This is a genomic window from Paraburkholderia sp. 2C, assembly GCF_054589215.1.
The window spans coordinates 201340-215802 of the sequence record NZ_BAAILL010000049.1 but is presented as its reverse complement, the minus strand read 5'-3'; the positions used below and the strand labels follow the sequence as shown (position 1 = coordinate 215802).

At 64.1% G+C, this 14463-nt stretch carries 12 protein-coding genes; 8 read left to right on the top strand and 4 right to left on the bottom strand.

What is annotated here, in order from left to right; translation table 11 throughout:
- Positions 1-40 precede the first annotated feature (40 nt).
- On the top strand, positions 41-781 hold the full coding sequence (locus ACYPXD_RS25250) for a DUF3313 family protein (protein ID WP_459717496.1): 741 nt from the start codon (positions 41-43) through the stop codon (positions 779-781).
- A 75-nt stretch (positions 782-856) separates the two neighbouring features.
- Here the strand turns inward: ACYPXD_RS25250 and ACYPXD_RS25245 are convergent, their stop codons facing one another.
- On the bottom strand, positions 857-1216 hold the full coding sequence (locus tag ACYPXD_RS25245; RefSeq protein WP_459717493.1) for a hypothetical protein: 360 nt from the start codon (positions 1214-1216) through the stop codon (positions 857-859).
- Between the two features lie 289 nt (positions 1217-1505).
- On the opposite strand from ACYPXD_RS25245, the gene ACYPXD_RS25240 reads away from it, so the two are divergent.
- The 7 genes from ACYPXD_RS25240 (at position 1506) to ACYPXD_RS25210 (ending at position 11873) form a co-directional block, all read left to right on the top strand.
- Positions 1506-1859 (top strand): EF-hand domain-containing protein, encoded by a 354-nt coding sequence (locus ACYPXD_RS25240; protein WP_459717488.1) that lies wholly within the window; start codon positions 1506-1508, stop codon positions 1857-1859.
- Positions 1860-1881: 22 nt separating this feature from the next.
- A complete protein-coding gene (locus ACYPXD_RS25235; RefSeq protein WP_459717484.1) occupies positions 1882-2592 on the top strand; it encodes a response regulator in 711 nt (236 codons plus the stop codon).
- A gap of 35 nt (positions 2593-2627) precedes the next feature.
- Entirely contained in the window at positions 2628-3938 is a 1311-nt protein-coding gene (locus ACYPXD_RS25230) for an ATP-binding protein (RefSeq protein ID WP_459717481.1), read from the top strand.
- 28 nt (positions 3939-3966) lie between these two features.
- Entirely contained in the window at positions 3967-6054 is a 2088-nt protein-coding gene (locus ACYPXD_RS25225) for an amylo-alpha-1,6-glucosidase (protein ID WP_459717479.1), read from the top strand.
- 82 nt (positions 6055-6136) lie between these two features.
- A complete protein-coding gene (locus ACYPXD_RS25220; protein WP_459717476.1) occupies positions 6137-8887 on the top strand; it encodes an MGH1-like glycoside hydrolase domain-containing protein in 2751 nt (916 codons plus the stop codon).
- A gap of 248 nt (positions 8888-9135) precedes the next feature.
- Entirely contained in the window at positions 9136-10755 is a 1620-nt protein-coding gene (gene zwf, locus ACYPXD_RS25215; RefSeq protein WP_459717473.1) for a glucose-6-phosphate dehydrogenase, read from the top strand.
- A 374-nt stretch (positions 10756-11129) separates the two neighbouring features.
- Complete coding sequence (locus ACYPXD_RS25210) at positions 11130-11873, top strand: ROK family protein (protein ID WP_459718500.1); 744 nt, start codon at positions 11130-11132, stop codon at positions 11871-11873.
- 388 nt (positions 11874-12261) lie between these two features.
- Here ACYPXD_RS25210 and ACYPXD_RS25205 read toward each other — a convergent pair whose 3' ends face one another.
- The 3 genes from ACYPXD_RS25205 to ACYPXD_RS25195 form a co-directional block, all read right to left on the bottom strand.
- Positions 12262-12687: a hypothetical protein gene (locus ACYPXD_RS25205; RefSeq protein WP_459717469.1), complete on the bottom strand. Its 426-nt coding sequence runs from the start codon at positions 12685-12687 to the stop codon at positions 12262-12264.
- Positions 12684-12950, bottom strand: a complete 267-nt coding sequence (locus tag ACYPXD_RS25200; RefSeq protein WP_459717466.1) for a hypothetical protein — start codon at positions 12948-12950, stop codon at positions 12684-12686. The genes ACYPXD_RS25205 and ACYPXD_RS25200 overlap by 4 nt, the downstream gene beginning before the upstream one ends.
- A 285-nt stretch (positions 12951-13235) precedes the next feature.
- Positions 13236-14234 (bottom strand): aldo/keto reductase, encoded by a 999-nt coding sequence (locus ACYPXD_RS25195; protein ID WP_459717463.1) that lies wholly within the window; start codon positions 14232-14234, stop codon positions 13236-13238.
- Between the last annotated feature and the right edge of the window lie 229 nt (positions 14235-14463).

Here is a 14463-nt window from a genome sequence, read left to right as displayed (position 1 = left end):
CCACGCGGGTGTACAAGGCCGCCGCATCGGGGAATGAATCATGAAAATGCCGACGAATCTGCGGTTCGGGTGCTTGAGCGCGTCGACGGCGCAAACGCTGCTGACGCTGCTAACGCGATCGAAGATGCGCGCGGCATCGCTGATTGCGGGCACGGCGTTGCTCGTGCCGCTTGCATTTCATTGTGGCGCCGCGCGCGCCGACTATCTGATACCGAACAGCGTGCAACTCACGCCGGTTGCGCAATTCCCCGGCACGAAGGGGTACATGGCGCCGGATTACCCGGCGCAGCGCGCACGGCTGCACAGCGTCTACCTCGTGCCGATCGAAGTATTTCTCGCACCGGATTCGCCGTACAAAGGCATCGACCCCGAAGAAATGGCGCAGGTCACGCGTACCTTCGCGCAGATCCTGACGCAGGAAGTGATGAAGGACATGACGGTCGTCGACACGCCGCAACCTGATTCGCTGATCCTGCAGATTGCGCTGACCGACGTGCGGCTCGAAAAGCAGGGCTTTCGGTTGCGCAACCTGACGCCGGTCGGCATCGCGATCAATGGCGTGAAACGCGTCGCGGGCGTCAGCAAGATCTCGTTCAAAACGATGACCGTGCAGGCGATCGGCGCATCGGGCGACAACGAGACGCTGCTCTTTGCCATCGACAATCCGCCGCGACCCGGCGACGTGCAGGAATCGGTGCGGCTCGATGAAATACCGAAAGTGCTCGCGACGAAAGCGCAAAACCTGAAGGCCGTGTTCGAGGCGATACGCGATGCGCGTTAGGCGCTTGCGGCAGGCGATTGTCTGCACTTCACGCACTTCACGCACTTCGTGCACTTCGATGCACGCGCAACGGGATCAACGCGGCGCGGCGATGGCGGAAACCGTGACGGCCGGGACCGCGCGCACGGGCTGCGCATAGACGATACTGCGGGCCGGCGCGGCAGGCGCAACGACATTGCAGGGCACCGGAATCGGCACGGCCGCATAGGGCAGCGACGTGAGCGGCGGCGCCACGGTCGCCGCAGCGGTGACGGAAGCCTGCATGACATAAGCGGGCGACGGCGCATAAACGGAACGCGGCGGCGGGCAGACGGCGGCGGCCGGCACATAGGCGGCGTGCACGAACACGGTCCCCGCAAGCGCGCTCGACGACCACGCGGACCAGCCGATGCCGAGCGCGGCGGCAGCGGACGAACAGACAGAACGGATATTCACGCAACACTCCTTGTGTCGATCAGGCGGAAAGGGAACACACGCGACGCTGCGGCGCGCAACAGAACCGACGAACGGGTATGAACCTGCAGCAAACGATACGGAGCGCGGCACGGAAAAAACAGCGAAAACATGTTTCATTCGATGTCGTCGTGGCGGCCGAACCGGCGACATGGAATGACATGGTTTTCGCGTTGCGTCGAGCGCGGCGAGCGACAAGAATTCGCCCTGTCACCGAACGGTTCGCGGCATATCGCAAGCGACGCAGGTGAGCGACACAACGGAGGTAGGGATGAAGAAGTGGATTGCGACGCTGGCGCTGTGCCTCGCATCGGCGAGCGTATTGGCGCAGGAAGCGCCGGCACAAAACGCACCGGCCCAGACGCTGCCCGCGCAGAACGCGCAGTCGATGCAGGGCATGGGCATGGGAATGGGCGGCTCGGCCCGCATGCAGCAGATGATGCAGCAGTTGCAGGAACGCTTTACGGCTGCCAACACGACGCACGACGGCAAGCTCACGAAACAGCAGGCAGAACTCGGCATGCCGCGCGTCGCGCAGCATTTCGACCAGATCGACACGCAGAAAGTCGGTTATGTAACACTGCCGCACATCGAGCAGTTCCTCGCGACACAACGGCGTGAATAGCGTGTTTTCAAAGGAGCCTTGCATGGACAAGTCCCCCCGCATCATCGTGCTCGACGACGAAGCCGAATTGCGCAATATGTTGCAGCGCTTTCTGACGTCGCAGGGTTTTTCGGTGCGGGTGGTCGAAAACAGCGCGCGCCTTGCGCGCTATCTCGAGCGCGAGCCGTTCGATCTGCTCGTGCTCGATCTGATGATCGGCGAGGAAAACGGTCTCGAGATTTGCGCTCGCCTGCGTGCCGAAGGTCAGACCTTGCCGATCCTGATGCTGACCGCGAAGGGCGATCCGCTCGATCGCGTGGTCGGCCTCGAAACCGGGGCCGACGACTATCTCGCCAAGCCTTTCCTGCCGCAGGAGTTGACCGCGCGCATCAACGCGCTGTTGCGGCGGCAGAAGATCGCATCGGGCGACCCGACCGTCACGACGCAAACGCTGCGCTTCGGCGAGTTTCGCCTCGACGTCGGCAAGAACCTGCTGTTTCGCGGCGACGAACCGATCGAGCTGCATTCCGCGCAGATGCTGCTGCTGACCGCGCTCGGCTCGTCGCCGAACCGCGCGGTGAGCCGCGACAATCTGATTGCACGCGCCCGCGGCCGCGACCACGATGCGCTCGATCGCAGCATCGACGTGCAGGTGCTGCGGCTGCGCCAGGTGATCGAAAGCGATCCGTCGAAGCCGCGCTTTATCAAAACTGTCTGGGGCGTCGGCTATATGCTGATTGCCGACGTCGAATAATGGCGCGCCTGATACCACGCCCGATACCACGCCTGATGCCGCGCTCATTGCTTGCCCGCAATATCGTTCTGTTGTTCGCGCTTGTCGTGGTGAGCGAGGCGTGCTCGCTGACCGTGTTGCTGCACTATGTGCAGCGGCCGCGCGTCGAGCGTGCGGCCGCGGTGTTCGGCGCATACATCACGACGCTCGACGCGGTGCTGGCCGCGACGCCGCGCGCATCGCGCGACGTGACGGTAGCGCGCATCGGCGCGCGCGCCGAGGTGCCGTCCGACGCGCTGGCGCAACCGCCGATGAACCCGCTCGAGTTTTACCGCACGCACGAGCTCGGCATTTTTCTCGAGACGCTGCGCCGCTACCTGCCTGCCGGCAGCGACGTGCGCTGGGAAGCGGAACCGGCGCGCGGCGCGCCGCAAACGATGTGGCTGCGCGTGCATATCGCCGACGCGCCGTACTGGATTGCGCTGATGCTGCCCGAAGAGGCGCAAGGCGGCAGAATCCTGACTGCACTGCTGCTCGCGCTCTCGCTCGGCGTGCTCGCCGCGCTGACCGGCTTTCTGCTTCAACTGCATCTGAACCGGCCACTCAAGCATCTGGCCGAGGCGGCGCGGCGCATCAGCGCAGGCGACGCGCCCGCGCCGCTGCCCGTCGACGGGCCGACCGAGATCGCGCAGGTCAGCACGGCGTTCAACCAGATGACCGAGGCGCTCAAGCAGGCCGAAGCGACGCGCGCGGTGATGCTCGCCGGCATTTCTCACGATATCCGCACGCCGCTCACGAAGCTGCGTCTTGCGATGGCGATGGCCGGCGCGCCGCGCGATGCGCCGTTCACCGATGCAGCCGAGTCATACCTCGATCAGATCGACACAATCCTGCAGCAGTTCATGGACTATGCGGGCAGCGGCGAGCGCGAAACCGCGCAGCCCGGCGATCTCAATGCGCTCGTCGAGCAGCTTGCTGCGGATTTCGCGGGCCTCGGGCATGATTTCGAACTGTCGCTCGCGGACTTGCCCCCGGTCGTGTTCCGCCCGATCAGCATGATGCGGCTGCTCATGAACCTGATGCAGAATGCGATCAAGTACGGCCGCAGCGGGTTCGCGGTGCGCACGTGGCGCGACGCGCATGCGGTGTATGTCGCGGTTGGCGATCGCGGCACCGGTCTCTCGGCCGCCGAACTCGAAGCGTTGAAGGCACCGTTTCAACGCGGCAGGAACGCGCATAGCGGCACGAGCGGCACGGGGCTCGGCCTCGCGATCGTCGAACGGATTGCACGCCTGCACGGCGGCACGCTGCAGTTTCATCCGCGCGAGGGCGGCGGGCTCGAAGTGTGGGTCGTGCTGCCGCAGTGAATCGGCAACAGGAGAGAGGGGCATATCGATGACGACCATCGCAGGGCCGATCGACAACGAGCGTTTACAAGACGAATGGCTCGAAGCGGACGGCTTCGGCGGTTTTGCATCGGGCACGGTCGGTATGCCGCGCACGCGCCGCTATCACGCGTTGCTGCTTGCGGCCACGCGGCCGCCGGCGGGGCGCTTCGTGCTCGTCAACGGCATCGAGGCGTGGGTCGATATGAACGGCGAGCGCTATCCGCTGACGGCGCAGTGCTATGCGCCCGATCTGAACGTACCCGATATCGCCGATCGTCTGCTGGGCTTCACGACCGAACCGTGGCCGACGTGGCGCCTCGCGCTCGGTGGGTCCACCGAGGCGAGTGCCCAGGTGAGCGCCGAAGTGAGCGCGGAAGTGTTCGTGGTGAAAGCGACCGGCGAGACTGTGTTGCGCTGGCGTCTGCAATGCCGTGCGAACGCAGCAAAGGCAGCGAACGCAGCGAACGCAGCGAACGCAACGAACGCAACGAACGCAACGAACGCAACGAACGGAGCGAACGCAGCGAACGGCAGCGCAGCGGGCGAGCCTGCGCGCGGCGGCATCACACTGCATGTGCGCCCGCTGCTGTCGGGACGCGACTATCACGCGCTGCATCACGAGAACCGCGCCTTCAATTTCAGCGCTGAGATCGACGGCGCCCGTGTGCGCTGGCAGCCCTATGGCGATGTGCCGGCGATTCGCGCGGCATCGAACGGCGCCTACGAGCACGCGCCCGACTGGTACCGCAATTTCTGCTATCCGGTCGAACGCGAGCGCGGACTCGAATTCACCGAAGACCTCGCAACGCCGGGCATCTTTTCGTTCGATCTCGCGGCCGGCGATGCTGTGTTGATCCTGAGTGCCGAGGGTGTGCCGCGCGCGCGCGCGTCGTCGACCTCCGACGCCTTCGCGCATGCCCAGCAGCTCGAGCATGCGGAACGCACTCGCCGCGCCGCATTCGCGTCGCGCCTGCAGCGCGCGGCCGATGCGTATGTGGTTGCGCGCGAGGGGGGCCGCACGATCGTCGCCGGCTTTCCGTGGTTCACCGACTGGGGCCGCGACACGTTTATCGCGATGCGCGGGCTGCTGCTCACGTGCGGCCGTTACGACGAAGCGGAAGCGATTTTGCTGCAATGGTCGGCGACGCTCTCCGAAGGCATGCTGCCGAACCGCTTCCCCGACTACGGCGACGCCCCTGAATACAACTCGGTTGACGCATCGCTGTGGTTCGTCGTGGCCGTACACGACTATCTTGCTGTGCGGCACGCGCCGGATGCGACACGCCGGCGCTTGCAGCAGGCAGTCGACACGATTCTCTCCGGCTATACGCGCGGCACGCGCTTTGCCATCGGCGCCGCCGACGACGGCCTGCTGCGCGCGGGCGTGCCCGGCGTGCAGCTGACATGGATGGACGCAAAGATCGGCGATTGGGTCGTGACGCCGCGCATCGGCAAGCCCGTCGAAATTCAGGCGCTGTGGATCAACGCATTGCGCATCGCATCAAACTGGAACACGCAGTGGCGCGAGCCGGCCCGGCGCGCGGCGCGCGCTTTCGTCGAACGATTCGTCGATCCGGCCAGCCGCGCGCTGTTCGACGTCGTCGATGTCGATCACGTGCCCGGCACCTTCGACCGTTCGATCCGTCCGAACCAGATTTTCGCGGTCGGCGGGCTACCGTTTCAGATTGTCGATGGCGCCACCGCGCGGGCCGTCGTCGACCAGGTGCGCATTCATCTGCTCACGCCGCTCGGCCTGCGCACGCTCGCGCCGTCGGACCCCGCGTACCGCGCGCATTATGCGGGCGGCCCGCGCGAGCGCGATGGCGCCTATCATCAAGGCACGGTGTGGCCGTGGCTGCTCGGTCCGTTTGTCGAAGCGTGGCTGCGTGTCGAGGCACCCGACGCGGCGGCGCGCGCGGCAGCCTGCGAACGTTTTCTCGCACCGCTCGATGCGCATCTGGATCGCGCGGGCCTCGATCACATCAGTGAAATTGCCGACGCCGACGCGCCGCATCGGCCCGCGGGCGCGCCATTTCAGGCGTGGTCGCTCGGCGAGCGGCTGCGCATCGGCGCGCTGCTGGCCGCGCGGGACTAGCGATGCCCCGCTAATTGCGCAACGCCGCGCAAAGCGCGCTACGATGTGACTCCTGCTGCCTTGTCAAAAGGAGGACGCTGTCATGCCCTGCCTACGTGCCTGCAATCTGCTCGACACCGTCGAGGGCGCCCGTCTGCATTCCGCCGACTGCGCGCACTGGCAACGCTGGGGCCCGTATCTGAGCGAACGCCAGTGGGGTACGGTGCGCGAGGACTACAGTTCGAACGGCACCGCATGGGACTACTTCCCGCACGATCATGCGCGCAGCCGCGCTTACCGCTGGGGTGAAGACGGCCTTGCCGGCTTCGGCGACGACATGCTGAACTGGTGCGTGTCGCTCGCGCTGTGGAACCGGCGCGACCCGATCATCAAGGAACGTCTCTTCGGTCTCACGAACTCGCAAGGCAATCATGGCGAGGACGTGAAGGAACTGTATTTTTACCTCGACGGCACGCCGACGCATTCGTACATGCGCATGCTGTACAAATATCCGCATGCCGCGTATCCGTACGCCGATCTCGTCGAAGAAAACGCGCGCCGCGGCGCCGATATGCCCGAATACGAAGTGCTCGACACGGGCGTGTTCGACAATTCGCGCTACTTCGACATAACGGTCGAGTACGCGAAGCACACGCCCGAAGACATCGTGATGCGCGTGACCGTCGAGAATCGCGCGGACGAAGCCGCGTCGCTCGACGTGCTGCCGCAGATCTGGGCGCGCAATAAGTGGTCGTGGAAAGGGCTCGAAGACAAACCCTCGCTGATGTTCGAAAGAATGCGCGACCGCACGTATCTGTTCGGCCGTCATCCGGGCTACGAGTCGATCGTCGTCGCCGCGTGGCGCAAGGATCTCGAGCGGGAGAATACCGGTTACGGAACCGGCGTCGAATGGCTGTTCTGCGAGAACGAGACGAACCCGCGCCGCCTGTACGGCATGGAAGATGCGATCGGCCCGTTCAAGGACGGCTTCAACGACTACCTCGTGCATGGCGAGCGCGACGCGGTGCGCCGCGATTCCGGTTCGAAGGCGGGCGCGCATGTGCCGCTCGAACTCGAGCCGCACGGCACCGCGGTCGTCTATATGCGCTGGCGCGTCGCGTCGTCGCCCGATGAAGTGCCGCTCGACTGCGAGGCGCTGTTCGCGCGCCGGATCGCCGAAGCGGACGAGTTCTACGGCGTGCTGCAGCGCGAGATCGAAGACCCGGACGAGCGGCTCGTGCAGCGTCAGGCGCTGGCCGGCATGTTGTGGTCGAAGCAGTTCTACCAGTTCGACGTGCAGCGCTGGATGGACGGCGACCCGGCGCAGCCGGAGCCGCCCGCGGGCCGCCGGCGCGGCCGCAATGCGGACTGGCGGCATCTGTGCAACGCGGACATCGTGTCGATGCCGGACAAGTGGGAGTACCCGTGGTACGCGTCATGGGACCTCGCGTTTCATGCGGCGGCCTTCGCGCTGATCGACCCCGCGTTCGCCAAGCGTCAGCTGCTGCTGCTCGTGAAAGACCGCTATCAGCATCCGAACGGCCAGTTGCCCGCCTATGAATGGGCCTTCAGCGATGCGAACCCGCCCGTGCATGCGTGGGCCGCGTGGCGCGTCTACGAGATCGATCGCGCGCTGACCGGCAAGGGCGACCGCGATTTTCTGGAACTCGTGTTTCACAAGCTGCTGCTGAATTTCTCGTGGTGGGTGAACCGCAAGGACGCGGACGGCCGCAATATCTTTCAGGGCGGTTTTCTCGGGCTCGATAACGTCGGCATCTTCGACCGCTCGTCGCCGTTGCCGACGGGCGGCCATATCGATCAGGCGGACGGCACCGCGTGGATGGCCGCTTATGCGCTCGACCTCATGCGCATCGCGCTCGAGCTTGCCTATGAAAACCATGTATTCGTCGATATCGGCGTGAAGTTCTTCGAGCACTTCCTGTATATCGCCGAAGCGGTGAGTTGCGAGGACGGCTGCGAGACGGGTCTGTGGGACAGCCAGGACAGCTTCTTCTACGACAAGCTGCGGCTGCCCGACGGCGGCAACGTGCCGATGCGCGTGCGCTCGATCGTCGGGCTGATTCCGCTGTTCGCGGTGCATGCGCTCGAACACCGGCTGCACGGCACGCTGCCCGGCCTGCACGAACGGTTGATGTGGTTCTTCCGGCATCGGCCCGATCTCGCGCGGCTCGTGTCGCGCTGGAACGAGCCGGGCAAGGGCAATACATTGCTGCTGTCGCTGTTGCGCGGGCATCGCATGAAGGCGTTGTTGCGGCGCGCGCTCGACGAAACCGAGTTTCTATCCGACTACGGCGTGCGTGCGCTGTCGCGCGTGCATTGCGACGACCCGTTCGTGTTCCGGTTCGACGGCAAGGAATTTTGCGTCAAGTATCTGCCCGCGGAATCGGATTCGCGCGTGTTCGGCGGCAACTCGAACTGGCGCGGGCCGATCTGGATGCCGGTCAACTTTCTGCTGATCGAATCGCTGTACGAATTTCATCGCTACTACGGCGACGAGTTCCTCATCGAGTATCCGACCGGGTCCGGTCAGCGGCTCTCGCTGCGCGAGATCGGCGACGAGCTCGCGCGCCGCCTCACGAAGCTGTTTCTGAAAGACGCGAACGGCAATCGGCCGGTGATGGCCGCGTATCCGCAACTGCAGGCCGACCCGCATTCGAAGGATCTCGTGCTGTTTCACGAGTACTTCCATGGCGATACCGGCCGCGGCGTCGGCGCGTCGCATCAGACGGGCTGGAGCGGGCTCGTCGCGCTGCTTTTGCAGCCGCGCGAAGCGGTGCCGTCGGGCCTCGTGCCGGCGGCCAGCGAAACCGAACAGGCTGTGGCGGTCAAATAAGATAAACGCGAATCGCGCGCGAATATGGCAAGCGCAGCCCGGGGCGCACTCGCATCGGCTGCACACGTTGCCGAGCGTCGCGCGTACCGGGCGCAGTTCTTGCCGCGTCGATGCAATGCTTGCGCGGCGGCTTTACAGAAGTCTTGCGAAAGCGTGCCGCCGCGCGATCCGATGGAACTGTAGGGCCGCGCGGCGGGTCATCCGGATAACGCCAGTCATGTGTGGGTCACCATCTGCGAGGGAATGCCATGCCGTCCGATACGAATGCCACCGCCGAACTGAATCCGTCCACGGCAACCTCGGCCGCGGCCGCTGCGAAAGTGCCCGTGGCGCCGCCCGCCGCGCTCGCACGCGGCGACGGTCCTTGCGGACCCGCGGGCGAATGCAAGGCGCCGCCGTGCTCGCTCGTGATCTTCGGCGCGGGCGGCGATCTGACCAAGCGGCTGCTCGTGCCCGCGTTGTACAACCTTGTCGTCGACGGACTGCTCGACGACGGCATGCAGGTGATCGGCGTGAATCGCGGCGAGCGCGGCACCGATCAGTGGCGCGACGATCTGCATGCGTCGCTGCAGCAGTTCGCGGCCGAGCGCTCGAGCGCGGGCAAGGCCGACGAAGCGTCGTGGAACTGGCTCGCGCAGCGGCTGCAGTATATTGCCGGCGACTTCTCGACGCCCGACACGTTCGAGCGCGTGAAGCAGGCGATCGGCAAGAGCGGCTGTAATAACGCGATTTTTTACCTCGCGGTCGGCGAGCACTTCTTCAAACCGGTCGTCGAACAGCTCGGCAAGGCGGGCCTGCTCGACGAAGAGGGCGCGGGCGGCTTCAGGCGCGTCGTGATCGAAAAGCCGTTCGGCAACGATCTGGCGTCGGCGCGCGATCTGAACGAACACATCCTGACCTACGCGAAAGAAGAGCAGATCTACCGGATCGATCACTTCCTCGGCAAGGAAACGGTGCAGAGCATTCTCGCGGTGCGGTTTGCGAATGCGCTGTTCGAGCCGGTATGGCGGCGCGAGTATATCGACAGCGTGCAGATCACCGCGTCCGAAACGCTCGGCGTCGAAGGGCGCGGTGCGTTCTACGAGCATACGGGCGCGTTTCGCGACATGGTGCCCAATCACCTGTTCCAGCTGATGGCGATGGTCGCGATGGAGCCGCCGAATTCGTTCGACGCGGAAACGGTGCGCGACAAGAAAGCCGAGGTGTTCGAAGCGATCCAGCCGTTGCGTGCCGAGGATGTCGTATTCGGGCAGTACGAAGAGGGGCCCGCCGGTGTCGGCTATCGCAAGGAGCCGAACGTCGCGCCCGACAGCACGACCGAAACCTATGCAGCCGCGCGGGTTCATATCGATAACTGGCGCTGGGGCGGTGTGCCGTTCTATTTGCGCACGGGCAAGCGGCTCAACGTGCGCCGCACCGAGATCGCGGTGCAGCTCAAGCGCGTGCCGTTCCTGATGTTCCGCGATACGCCGGTCGATTCGCTGACGCCGAACGTGCTGACGCTGCGCATCGATCCGACGCACGGCACACGCTTCGACTTCAACGTGAAGGTGCCCGGGCCGACGATGAGAATGGGGCATGTGCGCTCGACCTTCGATTACAACGATTTCTTCAAGGAGCAGGCGAACGTCGGCTACGAAACGCTGCTGTACGACTGCATGCTCGGCGACGAGACGCTGTTCCAGCGCGCCGACAGCATTGAAGGAAGCTGGGCGGCGGTGGACGCGGTGCTGCATCCGACCGCCGGCGGTGCGATGCCCGTGCATGGCTATCCGGCGGGCGGCAGCGGGCCGGTTGAGGCCGATGCGCTGCTCGCGCGCGATGGACGCGCGTGGCGGCCGCTCGACGATGAACCGAAGCGACGCTGATGGGTCGCTGATGGGTCGCTGATGGGTCGCTGATGGGGCGAGTAGAGAGAACAACTTCAAAAGGGACGATGACGATGCCAACACGAAAAAAAACCGTGGCAAGCAGGAAGACGAGTGCGAAGAAGGTCGCGACGAAGCGTGCGCCCGGTGGGGCGGTGAAGTCGGCTGCGGCGAAGAAGACCGCGGCGGCCGGGAACCGTGTGGTTGCCGCGAAGAAAGGTGCGGTGAGGACGGTTGCCGTGAAGAAGGTTGCGGCGAAGAAGGTTGCGGCGGCCAGCGGGTCGGATGCCGTCGCGGGTAAGAAGGCTGCCGCGTCGCGCCAGTCTGCCCCAGCGGCACCCCATTCAGCCCGTGGACTTGACTCGCGCGAACGGATTCTCGCGATCGATATCGGCGGCACGGGGTTGAAGGCCGCGGTCATCGACGGCCACGGCAAGATGCTGAGCGAACGCGTTCGGGTCGCCACGCCGCACCCGTGTACGCCCGAGCAGATGGCCGACACGCTTGCGAAGCTCGTCAAGCCGTTGCTCGAGCAACAACGTCCGACGCGAATGTCAATCGGCTTTCCAGGCGTCGTGCGTGAGAACCGCGTGTTGACGGCGCCCAATATCGGCGATGAGGGCTGGCATGGCGTGCCGCTCGCCGAGATGCTCGCGAAGCGCGTCGGCGGCTTGCCGGTGCGAATGATCAACGATGCGGAGATGCAGGGTCTCGCGGCGATCGAGGGGCACGGTCTCGAATTCGTGCTGACGCTCGGCACGGGCGCGGGCACCGCGCTCTTTCGCGACGGCGAACTGATGCCGCATCTCGAACTCGCGCATCATCCCGTCAGCAAGAGTCGCACGTATGACGAGTACATCGGCGGACACGCGCGCGAGTCGGCGGGCGACAAGCGGTGGAACAAGCGCGTCGAGAAGATCATCGGCGTACTCGAGCGGCTCGTGAACTATGACCGGTTGTGGATTGGCGGCGGCAATGCGGTGAACCTCACGTTCGATCTGCCCGCGAACGTGGCGATCGTGTCGAACGCGGCGGGCATCGAAGGCGGGGCGCGGCTGTGGCATCCGCGTTCGGTGCGCGAAACCCGGCAGTTTCCGGACGAGGATTTGCGGAAGTGAAGTTTGGGTAGCGGGGACGCGTTGTTCGATGCGCTAGTCAATGCGCTAACCAATCCCGGTGAGCCAACCAAGCGGTGAGCCACGCCAACCAACAATGCGCTCGCCGATGCCGCTCGAAGCTGAGCAGCAGGTCGCCCGGGCGTTGACAGTGAGTTGACAGCGGGTTGACAGGGGTGGCGGAGGCAAGGATGTCCCCGCCACTTCTCACGCACTGTAAGTTGATACCCACGCCCAGATCGGCTTCCATCCCAAGGTAACGCCGAGCACTGCGACGATTCCCGTGCCTGTCCAGAACAACCGGTGGACGAAGTCCTTCAGCGACGAGAGCTTGTCGTCGGTGGTCTTTACCCGCTCCAGCGCGCTCGTCTCCAGTTTCTCGACGGTCTCCTCAACTTTTTTCGACGCGTCTCGCGAATCGCTCCTCGGATTCGCGGCTGAGTTTCGTCAAACGCTTCTCGGACTCCTCGCTCGATTTGGCCCAGCGCTTCTCAGACTCCTCGTTCCACTTCGCCCAGCGCTTTTCCGCCTCTTCGCCGGCCTTTGTCAAACGCTTCTCGGACTCTTCGCCCAGTTTGGTCAAACGCAACTCGGATTCGCGCGCAAGGTGCGTGAAGCGGGTCTCCGATTCCTTGACATACGCGTCTAACTGGACCTGCGCCGTTGACAAAGCGCCGAGCTCGCGGTGGATTTGTGCGAGCTGCGCGTACACGGCGAAAGTGAAGTCATTTCCGATTTCATTGCCCGCTGTCTGAGCCTGAATGGGCAGGTCGGGCGCGCCGACGACGGCGCTTGGTGTCCAGGAAGTTTGCATCATGTTTTACTCAGCTGCAGCCCTATGAATTCCCAAATCGACTTCGGTGCACGGCCATGAAATGCCGTTACCCGCAATAAAATGCCCATCCCGGTCCGACCTTCGTTAATACCGAGTTTTTCTCCCAATTCGACCGTTGTGCCATTAAAGGACAGAAAGAACTTGTCGCTTGCCACTTCATGAAAATCACGTGCGGAAACGAGCTGTTTTGCTGCGGCTATGACCTTGTCCGGATTGCAGAGCGCTGTGATGAAGTACAGAGCCATGGCTGGGTTCGATCTTTCCTGCTGTGGATGAGCGTCCACCAAATCGTAACCCACCTCGATGTCTGCCTGGTAATTCTTTTTATTTTGATATGCATCGGTGCCTTAAAGGCATTCGATATATTTAAACTTATTCTCGATTAATCGCTGGAGCTAAGACGTGGACAAGGGAATTGGCATATACAAACAAGGAAATTCCGAGCCAGTCCTACAAACAATCGGCTGTTGACCGAGGAGCGACGTGAACGTCTCCCCGGTCTGTCTTTCAGTTGCTGATGAAGTTAAAACTTATCGCGCCGCGTCGCCCCACCGGTACTCGACGGTCGCATCGTCGAGCTGCGCCTTCAATTCCGGGTCGAGCTTCAGATCGATTGCCGCGAGCGTGTCGTCGAGCTGTTCGGGCCGGCTCGCACCGATAATCGCCGACGTCACGACCGGATTCGCGAGCACCCACGCGAGCGACGTCCTGGCCAGCGACACGCCGGTCCTGTCGACGATGCCGCGCAGCTTGTTGATCGTCTGGAACTCGCGCTCGTGCCAGTAACGCTCCTGATACATCGTGCCGGCCTTACCGACCGTTGCCGACGTGAAGCGGCCTTCGGCGGGCTGTGCATCGTGCCGATGCTTGCCGGTCAGAAGGCCGCCCGCGAGCGGGTTATACGGCATCACCGCGAGTTTTTCCTCGGCGGCGAGCGGCAGCAGCTCGCGTTCGATCTGACGGAACAGCAGGTTGTAGCGCGGCTGCACGGACACGAAGCGCACGACGCGCAGCACATCCTGGCGGCCGAGCGCGCGCGCGAGCCGGTATGCGAGGAAGTTCGACACGCCGACATAACGCGCCTTGCCCGAGCGCACGATCGTATCGAGTGCCTCGAGCGTTTCTTCGAGCGGCGTGTCGTGGTCGTCGTTATGCAACTGGTAGAGATCGACGTAGTCGGTGTTCAGGCGTCGCAGCGAATTGTCGATCGCATTGAGCAGGTGCTTGCGCGACGAACCTTGATCCCACTCCGAAGGGCCGACCTTGTTGAACGCCTTGGTCGCGACGATAAAGCGCTCGCGCTTGCCCTTGAGCCACTGCCCGACGATTTCCTCGGTACGGCCGGTCTGCTCGACAGTCGCCCCGAGCGGATAGGCATCGGCCGTGTCGATAAACGTGACGCCCGCATCGGCCGCCTTGTCGAGAATGGCGCGCGATGCGGCTTCGTCGGTCTGAATGCCGAAGGTCATGGTGCCGAGGCACAGACGCGAAACCGTCAGGCCTGTGCCGCCGAATTTGCAATATTGCATGGACGTGTCTCCGCAATGTGGACGTAAGGAAAGAAAGGCGCACGACATCGTGCGAAACGCTTACTGGAAGGGGGGCACAGCGATCACGATGCGAAAACACGAAGCATAGCGGGTATCGCAACTTCGCGTCGGAGGCCGCGCATGCCCTGCGCCGCGCCCGTTGAAAATTTTGCAAAGCTGCCACGGCCAGAGTTCCCACCTTGCAAAAGCCGCATCCACGCGCTGCACA

Coding starts and splice junctions, on each gene's coding strand:
- ACYPXD_RS25250 (WP_459717496.1), top strand. CDS start 41: ATGAAAATGCCGACGAATCTGCGGTTCGGGTGCTTGAGCGCGTCGACG.
- ACYPXD_RS25240 (WP_459717488.1), top strand. CDS start 1,506: ATGAAGAAGTGGATTGCGACGCTGGCGCTGTGCCTCGCATCGGCGAGC.
- ACYPXD_RS25235 (WP_459717484.1), top strand. CDS start 1,882: ATGGACAAGTCCCCCCGCATCATCGTGCTCGACGACGAAGCCGAATTG.
- ACYPXD_RS25230 (WP_459717481.1), top strand. CDS start 2,628: ATGCCGCGCTCATTGCTTGCCCGCAATATCGTTCTGTTGTTCGCGCTT.
- ACYPXD_RS25225 (WP_459717479.1), top strand. CDS start 3,967: ATGACGACCATCGCAGGGCCGATCGACAACGAGCGTTTACAAGACGAA.
- ACYPXD_RS25220 (WP_459717476.1), top strand. CDS start 6,137: ATGCCCTGCCTACGTGCCTGCAATCTGCTCGACACCGTCGAGGGCGCC.
- zwf (WP_459717473.1), top strand. CDS start 9,136: ATGCCGTCCGATACGAATGCCACCGCCGAACTGAATCCGTCCACGGCA.
- ACYPXD_RS25205 (WP_459717469.1), bottom strand. CDS start 12,687: ATGATGCAAACTTCCTGGACACCAAGCGCCGTCGTCGGCGCGCCCGAC.
- ACYPXD_RS25200 (WP_459717466.1), bottom strand. CDS start 12,950: ATGGCTCTGTACTTCATCACAGCGCTCTGCAATCCGGACAAGGTCATA.
- ACYPXD_RS25195 (WP_459717463.1), bottom strand. CDS start 14,234: ATGCAATATTGCAAATTCGGCGGCACAGGCCTGACGGTTTCGCGTCTG.